This is a genomic window from Brumimicrobium aurantiacum (genome assembly GCF_003402975.1).
Classification (GTDB): Bacteria; Bacteroidota; Bacteroidia; order Flavobacteriales_D; family Crocinitomicaceae; genus Brumimicrobium; species Brumimicrobium aurantiacum.
Genome location: NZ_QURB01000001.1, coordinates 718,486 through 737,694, shown reverse-complemented (window position 1 = coordinate 737,694; position 19,209 = coordinate 718,486). Strand labels below are relative to the sequence as shown.

The following is a 19,209-nucleotide window of genomic DNA, read 5'->3' as shown; positions in this document are numbered from 1 at the left end:
TAATATTATGACTAACTATTTATTAACAATAATTATTCCGATGTATAATGTTGAAACTTATATCGGAGAGTGTTTGGAATCAATTTTGAAAAATGATGTCTTGGCCCTCAAACAGGTCGAGTTAATCTTAGTCGATGATAAATCACCTGACAATTCAAAAATGATAGCAGAAAAATTCATAAAAAAATCAATTTTAAATGCGAGAATAATAAGTCATGAAGAAAATTTAGGTTTAGGAGGGGCAAGAAATACTGGAATAAAAGCTGCAAATGGAAAGTTTATTACCTTCATAGATTCAGATGATTGGTATGCCGAACTATCCATCGAAAAAATAATCGCCCATTTAACTAAGAATCCTGAAGTTGACACTTTCGTTTTTGGTTTTAAAGCAATAAAAAATGGAAATATTACATGGAGCTATTTACCTGATAAGTCAAAACATATTATTTCAGGTAAGGAAGGGCTAGAGGACTTATCTTTAGATAAAATTACTCCTGCGGCATGGAATAAAATTTTTAATGCTGAAGTACTTAAAAACATTAAATTTCCATTGCATCGTTATTATGAAGACTTAGAGTATACACCGCAAGCATTTCAAAACTCTAAAGATATTCTTTTTCTGAATGAGTCATATCTATTTTATAGGCAAGATGGAAATTCAATTACTAGACAAGACACTAAACCTAAGCATATTGAAGACATTTCTGATGTACTATATACTCTTAATGAAAAAATTATTGATAAAAGTATATTTTCAAATTTCTTCTTTAATCGATGGGAATACCTCTTGAAGTCTTGGTCATTAAATAAGCATCTGTTTTCTTTGGCTATTGAACGTATTGATTCATTTATTTGTGAGCACCAACAATCTTTAAATTTTAAATCACCATTAGCAAAATCATTTTTTAATAGATTAATTACAGAAGCAGTTCAATTAAATAATTTAAGAGAAGTTAATAAAATATTGAATAACTTATTCAGTGTTGTATATCCTATTAGCTCTCACTTGACTCCTTTAATTAGCATTATAGTACCAGTATTTAACGCCGAGAATTTCATTTCTAAATTCACAGCTAGTTTTACAACTCAAAATCCTAATCTTTTTGAAATCATATTTGTAGAAGACTGTAGTGATGATAATTCATTAAACCTATTGTTAAATCAAAAAGACAATTTCAATAACATTAGTATCATTCAAACATTATCTAATTTTGGAGCAGGAGTTGCAAGAAATATTGGTTTAAGGCATGCTAAAGGTGATTATGTTATATTTCATGATATAGATGATATTCCTGATGAAAATCTTCTAGAGATAGCAGCATCTACAATAAAAGAGAACAATGATCCTGATTTAATTATACACCCTTTTTCAGTTTTAAATTCTGACTATAGTTATGCATGGTCAAGTGTAAAAATTCAAAACCTTAATAAGAAAAACTACACTGGGAGTGAAATTTTCGAACTAATTTCAGATTCAGTTATTAATCCAGCTCCATGGAATAAAGTATTTAAAAGATCTATCTGGCTGGAAAATAATATTCAATTCGATCCTTGGATTCATCATCAAGACCTTAGTACTATACCATATGCTTGCTTTAAATGTAAAAATGTTATTATACTAGATCAAAAACTATATAGCTATTATTTGAACAAAAAAGGAGTAACTCAAGGAGTTTCAGACAAACATGTTAGTTCTGTATTTTATGCACTCACAAGTTTATATGAACGCTTTAATAAAAACGAAAATGAAATAGATGAATTTTTAAAAGAGCAATTTTTAAATTTATCATTTGAAAATATCGCTTATAATTTCAAGCTTAGAAAAGACTTATTTTCTCATTCTCAATTAAACAGCTTTATACAACACTACATTGATTTTATTAAAGTTACAGATGTTAGTCTAACATATTTATTAGGATCAAAAGAAGCATTTACTATAACAAAGACAATTATCAACTCATCTATAGAAAATGGCATTACTCCTAAGGTTGGATATAAAATTGATGAAGTCGAATTTGAAAACTTAATTTTATTCCAACAGAATATAGACAATCAAATAGAGTTATTGCTCAATGAAATAAATACTGATGAAGTTTCCAATTCAAATGATGTTAATCAGATTTATTTAAAAAAAGAGAAAGAATATTTATCAATAATTCAACAACAAAAATTCGAATTAAAAGAGAAACAAAACTCAATAAATTGGTATGCCCGAACCTATGAACATTTACCAAAATGGTTTTTAAAAATTGGAGGGATTTTTAGATATTTAAAATAAGTATATGAATTTTAGACTAAATAAAAAATTAATCAAAGAGCGAGCTTTAACTAATAAGCTTTCGAAACAGCTTAAGTGTTTCAACAGACTGGTCTTGTGGGGTTACAAATCGCCTAGACACTCTCATTACTATATACACCAAGGATATTATTCTTTTTTTAAACAGAATATTGACATTGATATTGTTTGGCTTGAGAATGAAGAAGCCAGTAATGACCTCATAGAACCAAATGATTTAATTATGATTCCAGATACTCATCTAATTTCAAATTATGAGTCATTAAAAATTGATAAACCTAGGTTAGATTGCTTTTATATTTATCATAATTCTATAAAACTTCCTGAACACTGGCTGGATAAGAATATTAAGTATATAAAATTATATGAATATAGAAATGGATATAAGAAAGATTTAATTCAAAAAGGAGTATCATTTAAAGAAATAAGACCTTTTGTCTTGACAAGTAGTTCTGACAGATCAATTCTTCAGCCCTGGGGGTTTCCAATTCTACCTTCAAAAATGCTTTCACCTGTTACTGCGAAGACGAATCAAGTTAATTTCGCAGGGACAATTTGGGGAGATAAAGAAGGAAAGTTGAATGGAAATTATTTCAAAATAAAAAAATTAAATGAACTATTAGATTCTAAAGGTTTAGAATTCAATGTTCGAACTAAGATGACAGAAGAAGAAGAGATTAGTTTTTTGAGAAAATCAATAGTTTCAACATCTATCGGAGCAATAGGACATGATGCTTCAGACTATTTACAATGTAGAATATTTAAATCAATTACTTATGGTGTATTAACACTTACAGACACCAAAGCTTTCAAACATATCTTAAAAGACTCTTTTGTCAATTTTAAATCTTGGGATGAGGGAATTGATTTAGTCACCAATTTAAATGAGAAAGAGAAACGCAAAATAATTAAAGCTCAACAAAAATCAATTTTCGATTATTCATATTTAAATCATTGGATTAATATGCTTGATTTATTTAAAGAGATTTATCCAGAACAATTTAGATGAATAAACTGTCTTTAATATTAGCCATAACAACTTACAATAGAATTGAGTATTTAAAAGAATGTCTCGATTCTTGGAATAGAACCCGGTCAACAAATGTTGTCTGGCACCTTGTTATTGCTGACGATGGCTCAAACGATGGAACCTTAGAATACCTCTCTCAGCTTAAATTGAATAATTGTGAAATAACTGTTCTGAAAAACAACCGTATTGGTGTTCATCAACAAGTGAATACAATCTTGAACTATTTGGAGCAAATTCAATTTGATTTCTGTTTTAAAATAGATGATGACATTTCATTCTTGAAACCTGGATGGGATCATTTATATTATGATACAGCCATAAACTCAGGAAATCATCACTTAGTTTTCTGCGACGAAAATTGGAGTACTGAACAATTTTTGCATAAACCAAAAACATCAAAGAAACATGCGTTAATCGGTCGTGTACCTAAAATGCATGCACATGGATTCTTTTACACCATCACACCAAACATAATTGATAAAGTCGGTTATATGGACGTTGCTTCCTTCGGGTATAGAGGAATGGGACATGTGGATTATACTGCTCGTTGTGCAAAAGCTGGTTTTACAGATCAAGAAACCCCCTGGGATGCACTCAACAGTAATTCTTATATTACCGCTACCAAACATAATTATAAAAGTGTAATTCCCAATACTGCCACGAGTGTTTACGACTCCTTCAATAGAGAAAGAAAAGAGCAAATTATTCTTCAAAAAAATCGTATCTATATCAAGCGCCAAGAAGTTGACCCTGGTCTTTTTCCTAAGTTTGAAGATGAATTGATAATTGCTTTAACCCACAAGATGAGTAATTTCGAAACTGAAAAAAAAGAGCTTGTTACATGGTATGAAACCGAAATAAAAAAAATAACCAATTGGCATTTATCTCAATACGAATACTTACCAAAATGGTTTTTGAAATTGGGTAAACTATTCAAACTAAAAAAATTAAAATGAAAAGTCAAAATACAATTAAACCAGTCACCAGACTTCAAGAGAAACACGTTAAAAATGCAAGAGTTTTATCTGACAGATTTCATCTATTGAAACACCTCCCTAAAAATGGTATAGGTGCCGAAATTGGAGTGTTAGGAGGGGATTGGTCTGAACATCTTTTGGCGGAAACAGAGCCTTCTGAACTCGTTTTAATCGACACTTATTATTCTAACGACTATGACCATAAAAAACGATTCACCAAAAAGAATCATGAAGCTTATATCAGGGACAAATTCAATGTCCACGGAGAAAAAGTAAGGGTGATGAAAGGACTCTCGTGGAACATGTTAAATATTTTTGAAGATCATTATTTCGATTGGATTTATATTGATGCTGCACACGATTACAATTCGGTAGTCAAAGACCTTAAAGAAGCATATAGAACGCTAAAACCTGGAGGGATAATTATTATGAATGATTATATCGAATATGATCATTTCACGAAGGAAGAGTATGGTGTGGTTCAAGCGACAAATGAATTTATGACAGAACATAATTTTGAAATGCTCTTTTTTGCATTGCATCCAAATATGTTTTGTGATGTAATGTTGCAACAAATTAAGGATTAAAAATGAAATATTGGTTAATTACTACTGAGTTCCCTCCTATTCATGGTGGTGGAATTAGCACTTATTGTTGGCATACCGCAAAAATGTTTAGCGAAAAAAAACACGAAGTCACTGTGTTTGTTAATGACTATGCTGTAAATAATGTTTCAAAAGAGAAGGTTGAAGAAAATATAACACTTATTCGTTTTAATCCAAATCAAGTTAAAATGGGTAGCGCCCTTGGTCATGATGCAAGGCTAGGACTAGAATTTGCGAATATTGTTGAATTGGAAATGCAAAAATCTGGAGTTCCTGACATTCTTGAAACACAAGATTACTTAGGCATTGGATATTATATTCTTCAAAAAAAGGCATTACTCTACCCCTTATTTAAAGACCTCAAGGTAGTATTAACAATGCATGCTCCAAGCTTCTTGTACCTAGATTTTAATCAGGTGCCTTATTACAATTTTCCAGAATATTGGACTGGGGAATTCGAAAAAGCATCTATTCGAATGGCCGATTTAGTATTGTCTCCTTCGCAATATCTAATTGATCAACTTGATTCGAGAATGAATCTCCAAGAAAAAAATCCGATACGTGTTTTTAATCCATATAGAAATAATTGGTCTACCGGTGAAATACCAATCTATGATGAAGGCGATTTAGTCTTCTTCGGAAAGCTAACTCCACAAAAAGGATGTCTCGAAATGCTTTCCTACTTAAAAGAAATGTGGGACAATGGATTCAGTAAAGTTTTAACCATCATTGGTGGTGGAAATCACTTCTTTTATCCTTTTCAAGAGGATATGATTGAATACGTTAAAAAACGATATTCCACTTATATCAACAAAGGACTGATTACTTTTGAAGGAAACATGCCTCCTGTTAAGTTAAAGGAACGACTCAAAAAAGCACATGTGATCATTACCCCTAGTATTGTCGATAATTTACCTTATGCTGTACTGGAATCGATGGCGTTAGGAAAGTTAATTCTCGCTTCAGAAAATGGAGGACATACAGAAATCATCAAACATGGTGAAAATGGATTTATTTTCAAACATGGTTTGGAGGGAAGTTTTGCCGACACATTATCTGATATTTTACAACTTAAAGAGAAAAAAGTTCAGAACATTGGTATTCAAGCTCAAAAAGCTGTTGAGTTCAACACTAATTATGAAACTATATACAGTGAAAAAATAGAGCTACTTTCTGAATTAATGAGGAACTATAAACAGGAGGACACCTTCCCTTTTATTGAAACAGTTCAACGATCAAAACAGAATCAAGAATTTTCTGATAATTCAAAATTGAGTATAGTTATTCCATACTACAATTTGGGAGAGTTCATAATGGACACCATACATTCACTCAAGAAAATAACTGTTAGTAACGTTGAAATAATCATCGTTAATGATGGTTCTACAGATGCCCATAGCATAAAAGTTCTTGATCAGATCAAAGCAGATAAATCAATAACAATATACAACAAGCCTAATCAAGGTTTATCACTTGCTAGAAATTTTGGAGCGAAGAAATCTACAGGAACCTATTTAGCATTTTTAGACGCTGATGATACAGTCAGTCCAGAATACTACGAAAGGGCTATTGAAGTCTTAAAACAATATAAGAATGTCAGTTTTATTGGATGTTGGGCACAGTACTTTGGAGAAAGCACTGATATTTGGCCAACATTTAACCCTGAACCACCATACTTATTAACGCATAATATGATCAATAGTAGTGCACTTGTTTATAAAAGAGAAGACTTTCTTTCTTATGGTCAAAATGATCCGAATATGGTTTACGGAATGGAAGACTATGACAGTGTCATTTCTATGGTAAAAAACGGTGCAAGAGGACTTTCATTTCCAGAATTATGGTGGCAATATCGTATTAGGAAAAACTCCATGGCGCAATCATTTACAAAGAATAAAGAATTGTATCTTTACCGTAAAATAAGTGAGAAACACAAAGGTTTTTTCCAAAATTACGGTTCAGAAATAGCAAACATACTCAACCATAACGGAACAGGTATATATTTCGACAATCCAACTTGGCCACTACAAAGCAATAGAGGTCCAAAAATCTTTTCAGGAAGAGTAGCACAAATGGTAAAGAAAAATCCTACAATGCGATTCTTAGCAAAAAAAATATATAATAAATTAAACAAATAATATAGGGTTTATTATGGGAAGCAATGCAGCTAGTGCACAATTGACAAGAAAAAATCGTTGGGAACGGATTTGGCTTCTGGCAAAAATTGAATTTAAACTACGGTACTACGAAAATAGACTTGGACTGTTGTGGGCATTACTAAAACCACTTATTCAACTGGTAATTTATTTTATTGCCTTTAAAATAGTCATGCGAAATAACATAGAAAACTTCGCGATATATTTATTTGCTGGAATTATTATTTGGCAATTTTTCTCTGAAACAACCGGAGGATTAATCAATATTCTAAAGACAAAAAAGTATCTATACGAATACTCCAATATGTCTAAAATAGAAATTTATCTAGCAAGTTTAATTAGTGCCACTTTAGGGTTTGGCTTCAATTTTCTTATACTTATTATTTTCTTAATTGCTGGAGGAATTGATATTGGATGGAACTTATTTTACTTTCCTTTTATATTTATTTCCTTATTTATTTTCTGTTTTGGAATAGCATTAATTCTTTCAAATCTTTATTTAATGGTGAAAGACATTAATCAATTCTGGCCATTAATTTCACAGTTTTTAATGTGGCTTTCTCCTATATTCCTAGGTTTTGAGGCATTGAAAAACAATATTCCATTCATTAGTTTCTTAAATCCATTATTTGGCTATATATCGAGCTTTAGAGATGTAGTAATGTATAATACTAGTCCTGATTTTACAATCGTATTAATCAACTTTATCCATGCAATTATTGCATTATGTTTCGGTTTATTTTTACTAAGAACAATAGGTAAACGTGCGTCTGAATTACTTTAATATTATGAATAAAGAAATATCATTACAACTATCAAACGTTAATAAAACATTTAGGACTTCTAGTAAATCGTTTTCCACTTTAAGAGACCGATTAATCAATTTTTACAAGAAGAACGATGTTAAAACAATAAAGGCGTTAAAAGACATCAACTTAGAAATTTACTCAGGCGAGACCATTGGTGTGATTGGAAGAAATGGAAGTGGTAAGTCAACGCTAACGAAAATTATGTCAGGTACTTTTATTCCTGATCGTGGAGGTCAAGTCACCAAAAATGGAACTTCACTATTACTTAACTTGGGGGTTGGATTTAGTCATGAGCTATCGGCTCGAGAAAATATATATGTGAATGGTTCAACACTAGGATTACGCATTAGTGAAATCGACGAACTGTTTGATGAAATACTTGAATTCTCAGAACTAGAAGATTTCAAAGACACTAAAATCAAATACTTTTCGAGTGGAATGATTCAACGTTTATCTTTTTCTATTGCAATTTTTGCTAAAGCTGATATCATATTTTTAGATGAGGTTTTTGCAGTGGGTGATGATAAGTTTAGAAAGAAAGCAACAGAAGCCCTAAAACAAAACTGGTTAAGAAACAGAACCTCAATTATTGTCTCCCACAGTATTGGCACCATAAAAGAACATTGTGATAGAACAGTTTTATTGCACAAAGGTGAATTAAAATTTTTCGGAGATACAGAAAAAGCTATCGCTTTATATCAGGAACTAGAATAACCTAGATGAAAAAGTAAACCTCTAGATTGTTCCCATAGCAGTCAATACCAGCTTTCTCTTACCTCCGTGATTTCGGTGTTCACACAAATAAATCCCTTGCCATGTTCCTAAATTTATAGCACCATTGGTAATTGGTATCTGAACAGAACAACCCAATAATGAAGATTTTATATGCGCTGGCATATCATCACTTCCTTCGTAGGTATGCTCATAATATGGAGCGTTTTCTGGCACAAATTGATTAAAATGACTTTCAAAATCCATTCGAACTGTTGGATCAGCATTTTCATTAATCGTTAATCCGGCTGAGGTATGCTGGATAAAAACCTGGAGTGTGCCTATCTTAATCTCTTTAATTTCTGGAATTTCTCTTATAATCAGATCTGTTATAAGGTGAAATCCTCTTGAATAAGCTGGCAATCGCATTTCTTTCTGTATACACTTCATGGCTTGAATATAAAAATTTTTAATTTGTTTGGCCGTTATCACAAAAAAACACATCATTCTACAAAGTAGGATTAAATGCCTACCTTTGTACCATATATATAATACATGACATTTAAACAACTCGGGTTAGCAGACCCAATTTTAAAAGCCCTCGAGGAAGAAGGCTACGAGAATCCAACACCAATTCAAGAACAATCGATTCCCATCCTTTTAAAAGGAAAAGACCTTTTAGGTGTTGCTCAAACTGGTACAGGGAAAACAGCAGCATTCGGAATTCCGATTCTGCACCATTTATACAATGAAAACGCAAACCAAAAAGGAAAGCGAAAAATAAAAGCACTAGTCGTTACACCAACGCGTGAACTAGCACTTCAAATTGAAGAAAGTTTCAAAAACTATGGTCGACATACTGACCTACGCACCACAGTAATTTTTGGTGGAGTTAAACAAACAAAACAAGTTGCAAGATTAAAGCAAGGTGTTGATATTTTAGTAGCTACGCCAGGTAGGTTATTGGACTTATTGAGTCAGGGACACCTTACTTTTCGCGATTTAACACATGTGGTTTTGGATGAAGCAGATCAAATGCTTGACATGGGATTCATTCATGACATCAAGAAAATTATCGCCAAACTTCCTCCGAAAAGACAATCTCTTTTCTTTTCGGCAACAATGCCAAAATCAATTGTTGAACTTTCGAAGAAGATTCTAGGTGAATTTGAACAAGTAAGCATCAAACCACAGCAAGCTACGGCAGAAAAGGTAGAACAAGGTGTTTACTTCGTAAGTAAAGGAAATAAAATTCAATTGCTTTCTCACCTCATTAAAGAGGGTTCGCAAGAAGCTGTTTTGGTTTTCTCTCGTACCAAACATGGTGCAAATAAAATTGTCAAAAAGCTAGAAAAAGAAGGAATTGGTGCAAAAGCCATTCACGGTAACAAATCTCAACCGCAAAGGGAGGCGGCTTTAAATGATTTTAAAGAGGGAAAAATACAAGTTTTGATTGCAACAGATATTGCAGCAAGAGGAATTGATGTTGACCAACTTTCTTTGGTAATCAATTATGATTTGCCTAATGTTCCTGAAACTTATGTTCACAGAATTGGACGTACAGGACGTGCTGATGCTAGTGGAATTGCCTTATCTTTCTGTGCCAACGATGAACGCACTTTTTTAAGAAGTATTGAAAAACTGATTAAACAGAAAGTTCCTGTGATGAAACCACATGCAGAGGTAGAAGAGGAAATTGAAGATAAATCTGTAAAGCCAGTTAATCCACAGCAACGTGGTCGCGGTGGCGGAGGTGGAAGAAGAAAACCACAAAACAGACGAGGAAACAACAATAAAAATAGAGCCAAGAAAAAAGATTAATTCTGTTTCTTTGTACCAACATCAGGTGTTGAAATTTGAGTATGGCAAGTTTTTTGTATTTCTTCTAGTGAACTAATAAAAAAAGCTATGAAAACAATCATTTCAATCCTCACAGTTACAGCATTGCTAGTTGGAATGACTAGCTCTACCAACATTGCATATCCTACAATCCAAAGTAAAAGTTTTACGAGTGGAGAGAAATTAACTTACCGAATAAGTTATGGAATCATGGATGCTGGTGAAGCTGTATTAACGGTAAAAGAAACAAAGAAGAAAGGTGCAAATGGTAGACCACTTTACCATGTTAAAGGTGAAGGAAAAACCCTTGGAGCTTTCAACTGGTTTTATAAAGTAGAGGACGTTTACGAATCTTATGTAGATAAAAAAGGTGTATTTCCTTGGTTATTTTTGCGTGACATCAATGAAGGAGGTTACGAAAAAGAACAAGAGTACGTTTTTCAGCAGAATAAACAAAAAGTGGTTTCTGAAGGAAAATCATATAAAGTTCCACTTGGAGTTCAAGACATGATTTCTTCTTTCTATTATGCACGAACATTGGATTTTAAAAACATGAAAGTTGGTGAGATAACCGAATTTAAATGTTTTATGGATGAAGAGGTTTGGCCATTGAAAGTCAAATATGTTGGAAAAGAAGACATCAGTATTCGTAAAGGAACTTTTGAGTGTATGAAATTCCAGCCGGTGGTACAAGAAGGAAGATATTTTGAAGAACCAGATGATGTTGAATTTTGGGTAACCAATGATGAAAACAGAATTCCAGTGCTTGTAAAAGCGAAAATTCCTGTAGGTAGTATTAAAATGCACCTTGTAGAATGGGAAGGTTTGGTTGGAGATATCGCCATTAAAGATTAAAAAATTATCAAAAATGAACCCCGTTTTAATAGACGTGCAGCTTAATTGCTGCACGTTTTTTTATTTAATAAAATGATAAGTCGTAACAATTGAATACACTTTCGTAAATTTGCTGTATGGTAGTATACAATGTAACAATCAGTCTAGATGTAAATGTGGCTAAAGAATGGCTTTCATGGATGAAAGAAACACATATTCCTGATGTAATGGCAACAGGTTTTTTTAGAGACAGTAAGCTTTGTCGTGTTCATGGTGAAGAAGAGGGTGGAGTAACTTATGCAGTAATGTATACAGCTATTTCTGAAGATGCACTCAACACATATCAAGCTGAACATGCTCCGCAATTACAGGCAGAACATACACAAAAATTCAAAGGTAAATTCGCTTCGTTTAGAACTTTACTTTCAGTAGTTCAAGAGTTTTAGTCGATATGAGCGTTCAACCAAAAAAACATCTTGGACAGCATTTTTTAACGGATGAAAACATCTGTAAGAAAATTGTTGCGCAATACGTCAATTTTAAAGGCGCAAACAACATCCTAGAAATTGGCCCAGGAATGGGAGCAATCACGAAGTACTTTCTAGACATTGAAGGAACGGAACTTCACGTGATGGAAATTGATAAAGATTCTGTGGAGTATTTGTCTACAGTATACCCTCAACTTCAAGGAAAAATTCATTCTGATGATTTTCTAAAAACAGATTTATCTCAATTTTTTGACAAATCTCCTTTTGCTGTTGTTGGAAACTTCCCTTACAATATCTCATCTCAAATTCTTTTTCATTGTATTGAATACAGAAACCAAATCCCAGAAATTATGGGAATGTTTCAAAAAGAAGTTGCTGAACGTGTCGCTGAGCCTCCAGGTTCTAAAAAGTACGGTATTTTAAGTGTTTTAATGCAAACCTATTACGATATAGAATATTGTTTTACAGTGCATGAAAACGTCTTTAATCCACCACCAAAAGTAAAGTCTGGAGTCATTAGATGTTTGAGAAATGACAGAACGCATCTTCCTGTTGATGAAGAATTGTATAAAAGAATAATAAAAGCTACATTTAATCAACGCAGGAAAACCATTCGAAATGGACTGAAACTTATACTTGATGTAAGTCTATTGCCAGATCATCCATTTCTGAAAAAACGTGCCGAAACTTTAAGTGTTGATGACTTTATTCAGTTGACACAAATTATAGAGGAAACGATCAAAGAAAATTAAAAATAGATTTTACATTTTCATTAGGGAGTTCATAAAACGATAGAAATGCAGTTCGATTTAACAAAAGAATATTTAGATCAAATAAAGGTTGAGATAAACGCGAGTAATAGTCAATTTATTGATCGTGAGATTATACATCTTCACCCTGCAGATATTGCAGAAATTCTTGACGAACTTACCCGAGACGAAGCTAAATTCATCTATGATCATTTAGACCATGACCTTCAAGGTGATGTTTTGATGGAACTGGAGGATGATGTTCGTCAACGTTTTGTGGAGTCTTTTAACACCAAACAACTTGCTCAACAACTTGAGAATTTAGATTCCGATGATGCTGTTGACATTTTGGGTGAAATGCAGGTCGACAAGCAGTTGGAGGTTATATCCGAAATGGATAGTGATAACGCCTCCGAACTTGTAGATCTTTTAAATTACGATGAAAACACTGCCGGTGGTTTGATGCAAACGGAGTTTATCCGTGCAAAGTTAGATTGGCCAATAAATCGCTGTGTTATTGAACTGCGTAGACAAGCCGAAGAAGTGGATAAAGTACACACCATCTATGTCGTTGATAATAGTGACAACCTTGTTGGAACTTTATCTTTACGTTCCCTTCTAGTAGCCAATGCAAAAGCCTTAGTTAAAGATGTTTACACGAATAAAAACATGGCTTATGTTTACACCAACGAAGACTCTGAAGAAGTTGCAAGAGTAATGGATAAATATGATTTGGTTTCTGTACCAGTATTGAATCTCCAGAAGAAATTAGTAGGTAGAATTACCATTGATGATATCGTTGATGTGATTCGTGAAGAAGCTGACAAAGATTTCCAAATGGCATCTGGTATCTCCGAAAATGTAGAAGCCAATGCAGGAATTATTAAAATGTCTCGTGCCCGACTTCCATGGTTATTGATTGGTTTATTAGGTGGAGTACTAGGATCACAAGTAATTGGAAATTTTGAAACTCAGATTGGAGCCATTCCTTCTTTGGCCTTTTTCATTCCATTAGTTGCTGCAATGGGAGGAAATGTTGGAGTTCAATCTAGTGCAATTGTTGTACAATCTATTGCCAATGGAACAAGTCAATTCAGTAGTATTTTATCTCGTGTTAAAAAAGAGGCGATTTTAGGTTTACTCAATGGCTTAATTTGTGGAACCCTTATTTTTGCAATAACTTGGTTATTACAGGATATTAGATTAGGAATTTCTGTAAGTATAGCCTTGTTCATTGTCATCTTTTTCGCTGCGATATTTGGAACGCTTATCCCTTTGATTTTACATCGATACAAGATAGACCCAGCAGTGGCCACAGGACCATTTATTACGACACTCAACGATGTTGTTGGACTCTTTATCTACTTTGCAGTAGGAATGATGGTATTCGGCCTATAAAACCTTGTTACCTTCCAGGAGAGAATGATGTTCCAGATGAAGACCCTTCAATTATTTGAATACCGTTTTCGAATTTTTGTTCCTTGATTACTTTTCCATTTTCATCAAAGATTTTGACTTTTCCATGTTTGACACCATTTTTATACTCGGCTTCTGAAATTATACGATTCCCTCTAAACTCGAAAGTCTGCATTTTTCCATGCAATTCACCATTTTTATAGTGCGATATTACCGCTGGTAAAACTCCTCCCTTATGGTATACAATCCACTTGCCATGCTTCTCACCATTTTTATACTTTCCTTCTTGAGTTTTAGCATAATCTTTTTGAGAATAAGAAACCGTTTTTCCGTGCAATACTGATGTACGAACCTTTCTGTCTTTCATTGGTCCATATTTTACTTTAGATTTCTTCTCAATGACCTTAAAGTTCTCAACATCTTTCAATGCTCCATTGTCAAAATAACTCAACCATTCTCCAGTTTTTTGTCCATGGTCATAACTTCCTTTCGAAAGTGGTTTTCCGCTACTATAGAAAGACAACCATTCTCCATTTAGTTTTCCATTGGTGAAATCAGATTGGTTTTTCAATTGTCCATTTTCCCAGTAGTTTTTCCAAGTTCCTTCCTCTAGATCATCAATGTAGTCACCTTCCATCAACAATGTTCCATCTTCATACCAAGTGGTCCAACTGCCATTTTTTAAATCATTTTCAAAATGTCCTACCTTAAATTTCTTTCCATTCTTATAATAATAAGTCCATTTTCCTTCTTTCAGTCCTTCTTTAAATTTGGCACGGTAAGAAAGTTCACCATTTGGATAATTGTACTTCCAAACTCCATGCTGCAAACCATCTTTGAATTTTCCTTGCATATCAACAACTCCAGAGTTGGTGTACCAAGTCCATTCACCCGTTTTTTCTCCATCTTCAAATTGCCCCTCTACGTTGAGTTGACCATTGTCATAATAATAGTCGTACTCACCATTTAGTTTACCGTCTTTATAATGTGTGATTTTTTCTAAATCTCCGGTATAGTAATAATATTCCCATTTTCCTTCAGGTTTATTCTCTTTAAAAGCTCCTTTCATTAAATAATAACCTCTTACAGAAGCTTCTTCAAATTCACCGTGTTTTATTCCGTCTTTATAATTATACCAAGACTCAAGTCGACCATTTCCAAAATAAGTGGCCATTGCACCATTTCCTTCTTCTATGGTTTGTGTATGTGCCGAATCAGCGCCATAAAATTCCCAAACATATGAAGTACTGTCGATGATTTCTTCTACCATTTTTAATGCACCATCCGTATAAAAATAGCGCCATTCGCCAGTTGGATTCCCCATGTTGAAATACCCAACTTGTGAAGTATCACCCATTAAAGAAAACTCTATATAAATACTGTCTTGTAAATCTTGATGAAAATATCCTATACTTCTTAAAGAATCGTTTCCATAAAATGTTTTTACTTCTCCATGAAGCTTGTTGCGATCGTAATGACGAACTTCAACCAGTGATCCTTCACGATTAAAAAACGACCATTTCCCATGTCTTTCTGTTGTTTCCCCTAAATCATCAGAATAGTAATAGCCATGACTTTCAATCATTTTTCTTACACCTGGATCGTAATAAAACGTTTTTCTTTTAGACAAGTTTCTTTCCTTTCTGGATTGACTATACCCATTAAACATTAAGAAAGTAAACAAAACAAAAAGTACTGATTTATACATTGGAAATATATTTTTATTCAAATATTGAAAAACATTAATTATTAACTCAATTGAGCTTTAAACTAAAACGTTCGATAAGCGCGAAATATTATACATTTTACATTCTCTAATCTGATTTATCGCAGCCAAATTACAATACTGTTGATGACTAAAAAGCCACCAAATGCCATTAATATTGAACCTGTAATCCTATTTAAAGAACGTAAAAGTGCAGGGGTAATGAATGGACGTAGTTTTTTTGCACCAATGATTTTTAATACATCTATGGTAAAAAAAGTAAACAATACAATGGATAAGTAAAGTATCATTTCACCTCCTGACATAACTTGATTTGATCCTGAATGACCTAAAGCCAAAACAGAAAACCAATAAAAAACTACCAAAGGATTGGCAAGATTGAGTAGTAAACCTTTAATGAATAGAATCCAATAATCTTTCGGGTCCACATTCATTTTCTTGGTTTTCTTTACTTCTATCGGGCCTACTTTTTTGTTAAATGTAAGGAAGCCATAAACGAAAAACAAGACGCCACCAATCATTCTAATTAAAGCATTATCAGAACCACGTGACAATTCCTCCACCTGTTGGATAAACACGTAGGCTATCACAATGTAAATGATATCACTAATTAAAACACCTGCATCAAATGATAGAGCTGCGCGAATTCCTCTTTTAATACTGGTTTCCAAAAGCAAGAAAAATGCAGGTCCAAGCATAACGCTTAAGATTAATCCTGTAACAATTGCTTTTAAAAATAATTCGCTCAAAATCTCTTACTTCTTTTAATCGTTCAATTTTAAAACTGCCAAGAAAGCCTCTTGTGGTACTTCTACACGCCCAACTTGTCGCATTCTTTTCTTACCTTGTTTTTGCTTCTCTAACAGCTTTCTCTTACGTGAAATATCTCCACCATAACATTTCGCTGTTACATCCTTACGCAATGCTTTAATCGTTTCTCTAGCAATAACTTTCGCTCCAATACTCGCTTGTACAGGAATCTCAAATTGTTGTCTTGGGATTAACTCTTTTAGTTTTAAACAGATTTTCTTCCCTAAATCAAAAGCATTACTTCTGTGTACCAAAGCAGAAAGTGCATCTACTTGTTCGTGGTTCAATAAAACATCTAGTTTTACTAAGTCTGAAGATTGATATCCAATTGGATGATAATCAAACGATGCATACCCTCTTGACACAGATTTTAATCGGTCATAAAAATCAAAAACGATTTCCGCCATTGGCATATTAAAGGTAATCTCAACTCTATCTTGTGTTAAATACACCTGATTCTGTAATTCACCTCGTTTTTCAACACACAAATTCATTACTTGTCCAACATACTCAGATTTTGTAATTACTTGTGCCTTGATATATGGTTCTTCAATCATTTCAATAATTGAAGGATCTGGTAATTCAGAAGGATTATTTACGATTTGGCGAACAGTTGGTTCTTTCTTCGTATAACAGAAATAAGAAACGTTAGGAACTGTAGTAATTACAGTCATGTTAAACTCTCTTTCCAAACGCTCTTGGATAATCTCCATGTGTAACATTCCTAAGAATCCACAACGGAAACCAAATCCTAATGCAGCAGAAGACTCAGGTTCGAATACAAGCGAAGAATCATTCAATTGCAATTTTTCCATTGAATAACGCAATTCTTCAAAATCATCTGTATCCACAGGATAAATTCCAGCAAAAACCATAGGCTTCACATCCTCAAATCCTTTAACAGCAGTTTCACAAGGATTCTCATGATTGGTAATTGTTTCTCCAACCTTTACATCCTTTGCTTGTTTGATCCCAGAAATAATATATCCAACATCTCCAGTTTTAACCACGTTTCTTGGTTGAGGAGTCATTCTTAAAATTCCAATTTCATCTGCGGTATAAGATTCTCCAGTATTCAAAAACTTTACTTTTTCTCCTTTGTGCATCGCACCATTCATTACTCTGAAATAAGCGATAATTCCTCTAAAAGGATTAAACACAGAATCAAAAACCATTGCTTGTAAAGGTGCTTTTGGATCACCACTAGGCGCAGGAATTCTAGTTAAAATAGCTTCCAAAATTTTATCTACTCCTAAACCAGTTTTACCGGATGCAGGAATAACATCTGATGGGTCACATCCTATTAAATCTACGATTTGATCTGTTACTTCTTCAGGTTCGGCACCAGGCAAATCCATTTTATTTAGAATTGGAATAATTTCCAAATCATGCTCCAATGCAAGATATAAATTTGAAATTGTTTGTGCTTCAATTCCTTGAGAAGCATCGACTATTAACAATGCTCCTTCACAGGCTGCAATAGAACGCGAAACTTCATAAGAAAAGTCCACGTGCCCTGGAGTGTCAATCAAATTATAAGTATATTTTTCACCATCATGTTCATAGTCCATTTGAATGGCATGACTCTTAATGGTTATTCCACGTTCTCGCTCCAATTCCATGTCATCAAGTGCTTGACTTTGCATATCACGATCTGAAATCGTTCCAGTTGTTTGTAACAGCCTATCTGCCAAAGTACTTTTCCCATGGTCAATGTGTGCAATAATGCAGAAATTACGAATATTTTTCATTTAATATCTTTAGTTCTTTTATAATAACTGATCTATCTCCCCCTTATGAAATCGATACAAAAATCAATTTCTATGAATATAATAAATCGTATGCGAATTTAATGGATTTTAGTCAGTTTTCAAGTTAATTCCCTACAAGAATAAAAGTCGAAGATTATATTTTTTAAGAAAACACCCTTTTCTGATTTTCAAAATAATAAACAAATCAGATATAAACATATAAAAGCTTAATTATATGCTATTTACAACAAGAACTATCAAATAGAAACGCCCTAAAATAATAATTGGAGATAAAGGCGGGCGCCCTTATCTCCAATCAAACACTACTACTTATGAAACCTAACGGTGCAAAGATATAAAACTTTTGTGTTTCAAAAACATTTACCATGGTATTTATTCTTAAAATATTGTTAATTTTTTTATGCAAACATAATTTATTGAAACAGAAAACTAATTTCTACAGGTAAATCATTGTAAATCAAAGCATTAAAAAGAACGCTAATTATGAAATTCTATTTGTATAGAATGTAAAAAAGAGGAAAATTTTAAGAAAAGTTTTTAATCAAAAAATAAACGACCATTATACCATTCAGGATCTAGTGTTGCGCCAATACCTTTATAAAAATCAATTGCAGAGGTATTCCAATCCAAGACTTGCCAATCCATGCGTTTTACCCCCAATGACTTTGCTTCTTCCACAAGTCGGGAGAATAATTCCTTACCAATACCATTTCTACGGTAGTCTGGCTGAATATATAAATCTTCAAGATACAAACAGCGACCCCGCCACGTTGAGTATGAAATATAATATAAGGCCATTCCTCTAATTACTCCTTCTATTTCATAAACGAAACAATCACAGATATGATCTTCAAATAAATCTATGGCTAATTGCTCAGGTGTATTAATTACTTCATCAGGTGCTTTTTCAAAATCGGCCAACTCTTGAACGAGTCCCATTAAGGCAATCTCGTCTCCTTGTTTAGCTTTACGAATTGTTCCTTTAGGCATT

The 19,209-nt window shown here is 33.2% G+C and carries 17 protein-coding genes; 12 read left to right on the top strand and 5 right to left on the bottom strand.

Annotated elements, in window-relative coordinates:
- Positions 1–7: 7 nt before the first annotated feature.
- From DXU93_RS03195 to DXU93_RS03165, 7 genes are read left to right on the top strand one after another with little or no spacing between them, the layout of a single operon-like run.
- The gene (locus DXU93_RS03195) at positions 8–2,278 is read left to right on the top strand and encodes a glycosyltransferase (RefSeq protein ID WP_116879792.1); all 2,271 of its coding nucleotides are present in this window, start codon (positions 8–10) and stop codon (positions 2,276–2,278) included.
- 4 nt (positions 2,279–2,282) lie between these two features.
- The gene (locus DXU93_RS03190) at positions 2,283–3,305 is read left to right on the top strand and encodes a hypothetical protein (protein ID WP_116879791.1); all 1,023 of its coding nucleotides are present in this window, start codon (positions 2,283–2,285) and stop codon (positions 3,303–3,305) included.
- Positions 3,302–4,282, top strand: a complete 981-nt coding sequence (locus DXU93_RS03185) for a glycosyltransferase family 2 protein (RefSeq protein WP_116879790.1) — start codon at positions 3,302–3,304, stop codon at positions 4,280–4,282. Before DXU93_RS03190 ends, DXU93_RS03185 begins: the two co-directional genes overlap by 4 nt.
- Positions 4,279–4,890, top strand: a complete 612-nt coding sequence (locus DXU93_RS03180; RefSeq protein ID WP_116879789.1) for a class I SAM-dependent methyltransferase — start codon at positions 4,279–4,281, stop codon at positions 4,888–4,890. The genes DXU93_RS03185 and DXU93_RS03180 overlap by 4 nt, the downstream gene beginning before the upstream one ends.
- Before the next feature lie 2 nt (positions 4,891–4,892).
- Positions 4,893–7,046: a glycosyltransferase gene (locus tag DXU93_RS03175; protein ID WP_116879788.1), complete on the top strand. Its 2,154-nt coding sequence runs from the start codon at positions 4,893–4,895 to the stop codon at positions 7,044–7,046.
- 13 nt (positions 7,047–7,059) lie between these two features.
- A complete protein-coding gene (locus tag DXU93_RS03170) occupies positions 7,060–7,848 on the top strand; it encodes an ABC transporter permease (protein WP_116879787.1) in 789 nt (262 codons plus the stop codon).
- A gap of 4 nt (positions 7,849–7,852) precedes the next feature.
- Complete coding sequence (locus DXU93_RS03165; protein ID WP_116879786.1) at positions 7,853–8,587, top strand: ABC transporter ATP-binding protein; 735 nt, start codon at positions 7,853–7,855, stop codon at positions 8,585–8,587.
- Between the two features lie 21 nt (positions 8,588–8,608).
- On the opposite strand, the gene DXU93_RS03160 is transcribed toward DXU93_RS03165, so the two are convergent.
- On the bottom strand, positions 8,609–9,034 hold the full coding sequence (locus DXU93_RS03160) for a secondary thiamine-phosphate synthase enzyme YjbQ (protein ID WP_116879831.1): 426 nt from the start codon (positions 9,032–9,034) through the stop codon (positions 8,609–8,611).
- A gap of 105 nt (positions 9,035–9,139) precedes the next feature.
- Here DXU93_RS03160 and DXU93_RS03155 point away from each other — a divergent pair, with 105 nt between their 5' ends.
- The 5 genes from DXU93_RS03155 (at position 9,140) to mgtE (ending at position 13,892) form a co-directional block, all read left to right on the top strand.
- Entirely contained in the window at positions 9,140–10,405 is a 1,266-nt protein-coding gene (locus tag DXU93_RS03155; RefSeq protein ID WP_116879785.1) for a DEAD/DEAH box helicase, read from the top strand.
- Positions 10,406–10,492: 87 nt separating this feature from the next.
- Entirely contained in the window at positions 10,493–11,278 is a 786-nt protein-coding gene (locus DXU93_RS03150) for a DUF3108 domain-containing protein (protein ID WP_116879784.1), read from the top strand.
- A gap of 116 nt (positions 11,279–11,394) precedes the next feature.
- Positions 11,395–11,703, top strand: a complete 309-nt coding sequence (locus DXU93_RS03145) for a DUF4286 family protein (RefSeq protein WP_116879783.1) — start codon at positions 11,395–11,397, stop codon at positions 11,701–11,703.
- A 5-nt stretch (positions 11,704–11,708) separates the two neighbouring features.
- On the top strand, positions 11,709–12,497 hold the full coding sequence (gene rsmA / locus DXU93_RS03140) for a 16S rRNA (adenine(1518)-N(6)/adenine(1519)-N(6))-dimethyltransferase RsmA (protein WP_116879782.1): 789 nt from the start codon (positions 11,709–11,711) through the stop codon (positions 12,495–12,497).
- A gap of 45 nt (positions 12,498–12,542) precedes the next feature.
- Entirely contained in the window at positions 12,543–13,892 is a 1,350-nt protein-coding gene (gene mgtE, locus DXU93_RS03135; protein ID WP_116879781.1) for a magnesium transporter, read from the top strand.
- A gap of 7 nt (positions 13,893–13,899) precedes the next feature.
- Here mgtE and DXU93_RS03130 read toward each other — a convergent pair whose 3' ends face one another.
- The 4 genes from DXU93_RS03130 to DXU93_RS03115 form a co-directional block, all read right to left on the bottom strand.
- Complete coding sequence (locus DXU93_RS03130) at positions 13,900–15,618, bottom strand: toxin-antitoxin system YwqK family antitoxin (protein ID WP_116879780.1); 1,719 nt, start codon at positions 15,616–15,618, stop codon at positions 13,900–13,902.
- A 116-nt stretch (positions 15,619–15,734) separates the two neighbouring features.
- Entirely contained in the window at positions 15,735–16,385 is a 651-nt protein-coding gene (locus DXU93_RS03125) for a LysE family translocator (protein ID WP_116879779.1), read from the bottom strand.
- A gap of 15 nt (positions 16,386–16,400) precedes the next feature.
- Positions 16,401–18,197: a translation elongation factor 4 gene (gene lepA, locus DXU93_RS03120; RefSeq protein WP_116879778.1), complete on the bottom strand. Its 1,797-nt coding sequence runs from the start codon at positions 18,195–18,197 to the stop codon at positions 16,401–16,403.
- A 558-nt stretch (positions 18,198–18,755) separates the two neighbouring features.
- Positions 18,756–19,208 (bottom strand): GNAT family N-acetyltransferase, encoded by a 453-nt coding sequence (locus DXU93_RS03115; RefSeq protein WP_116879830.1) that lies wholly within the window; start codon positions 19,206–19,208, stop codon positions 18,756–18,758.
- Position 19,209: the final 1 nt, after the last annotated feature.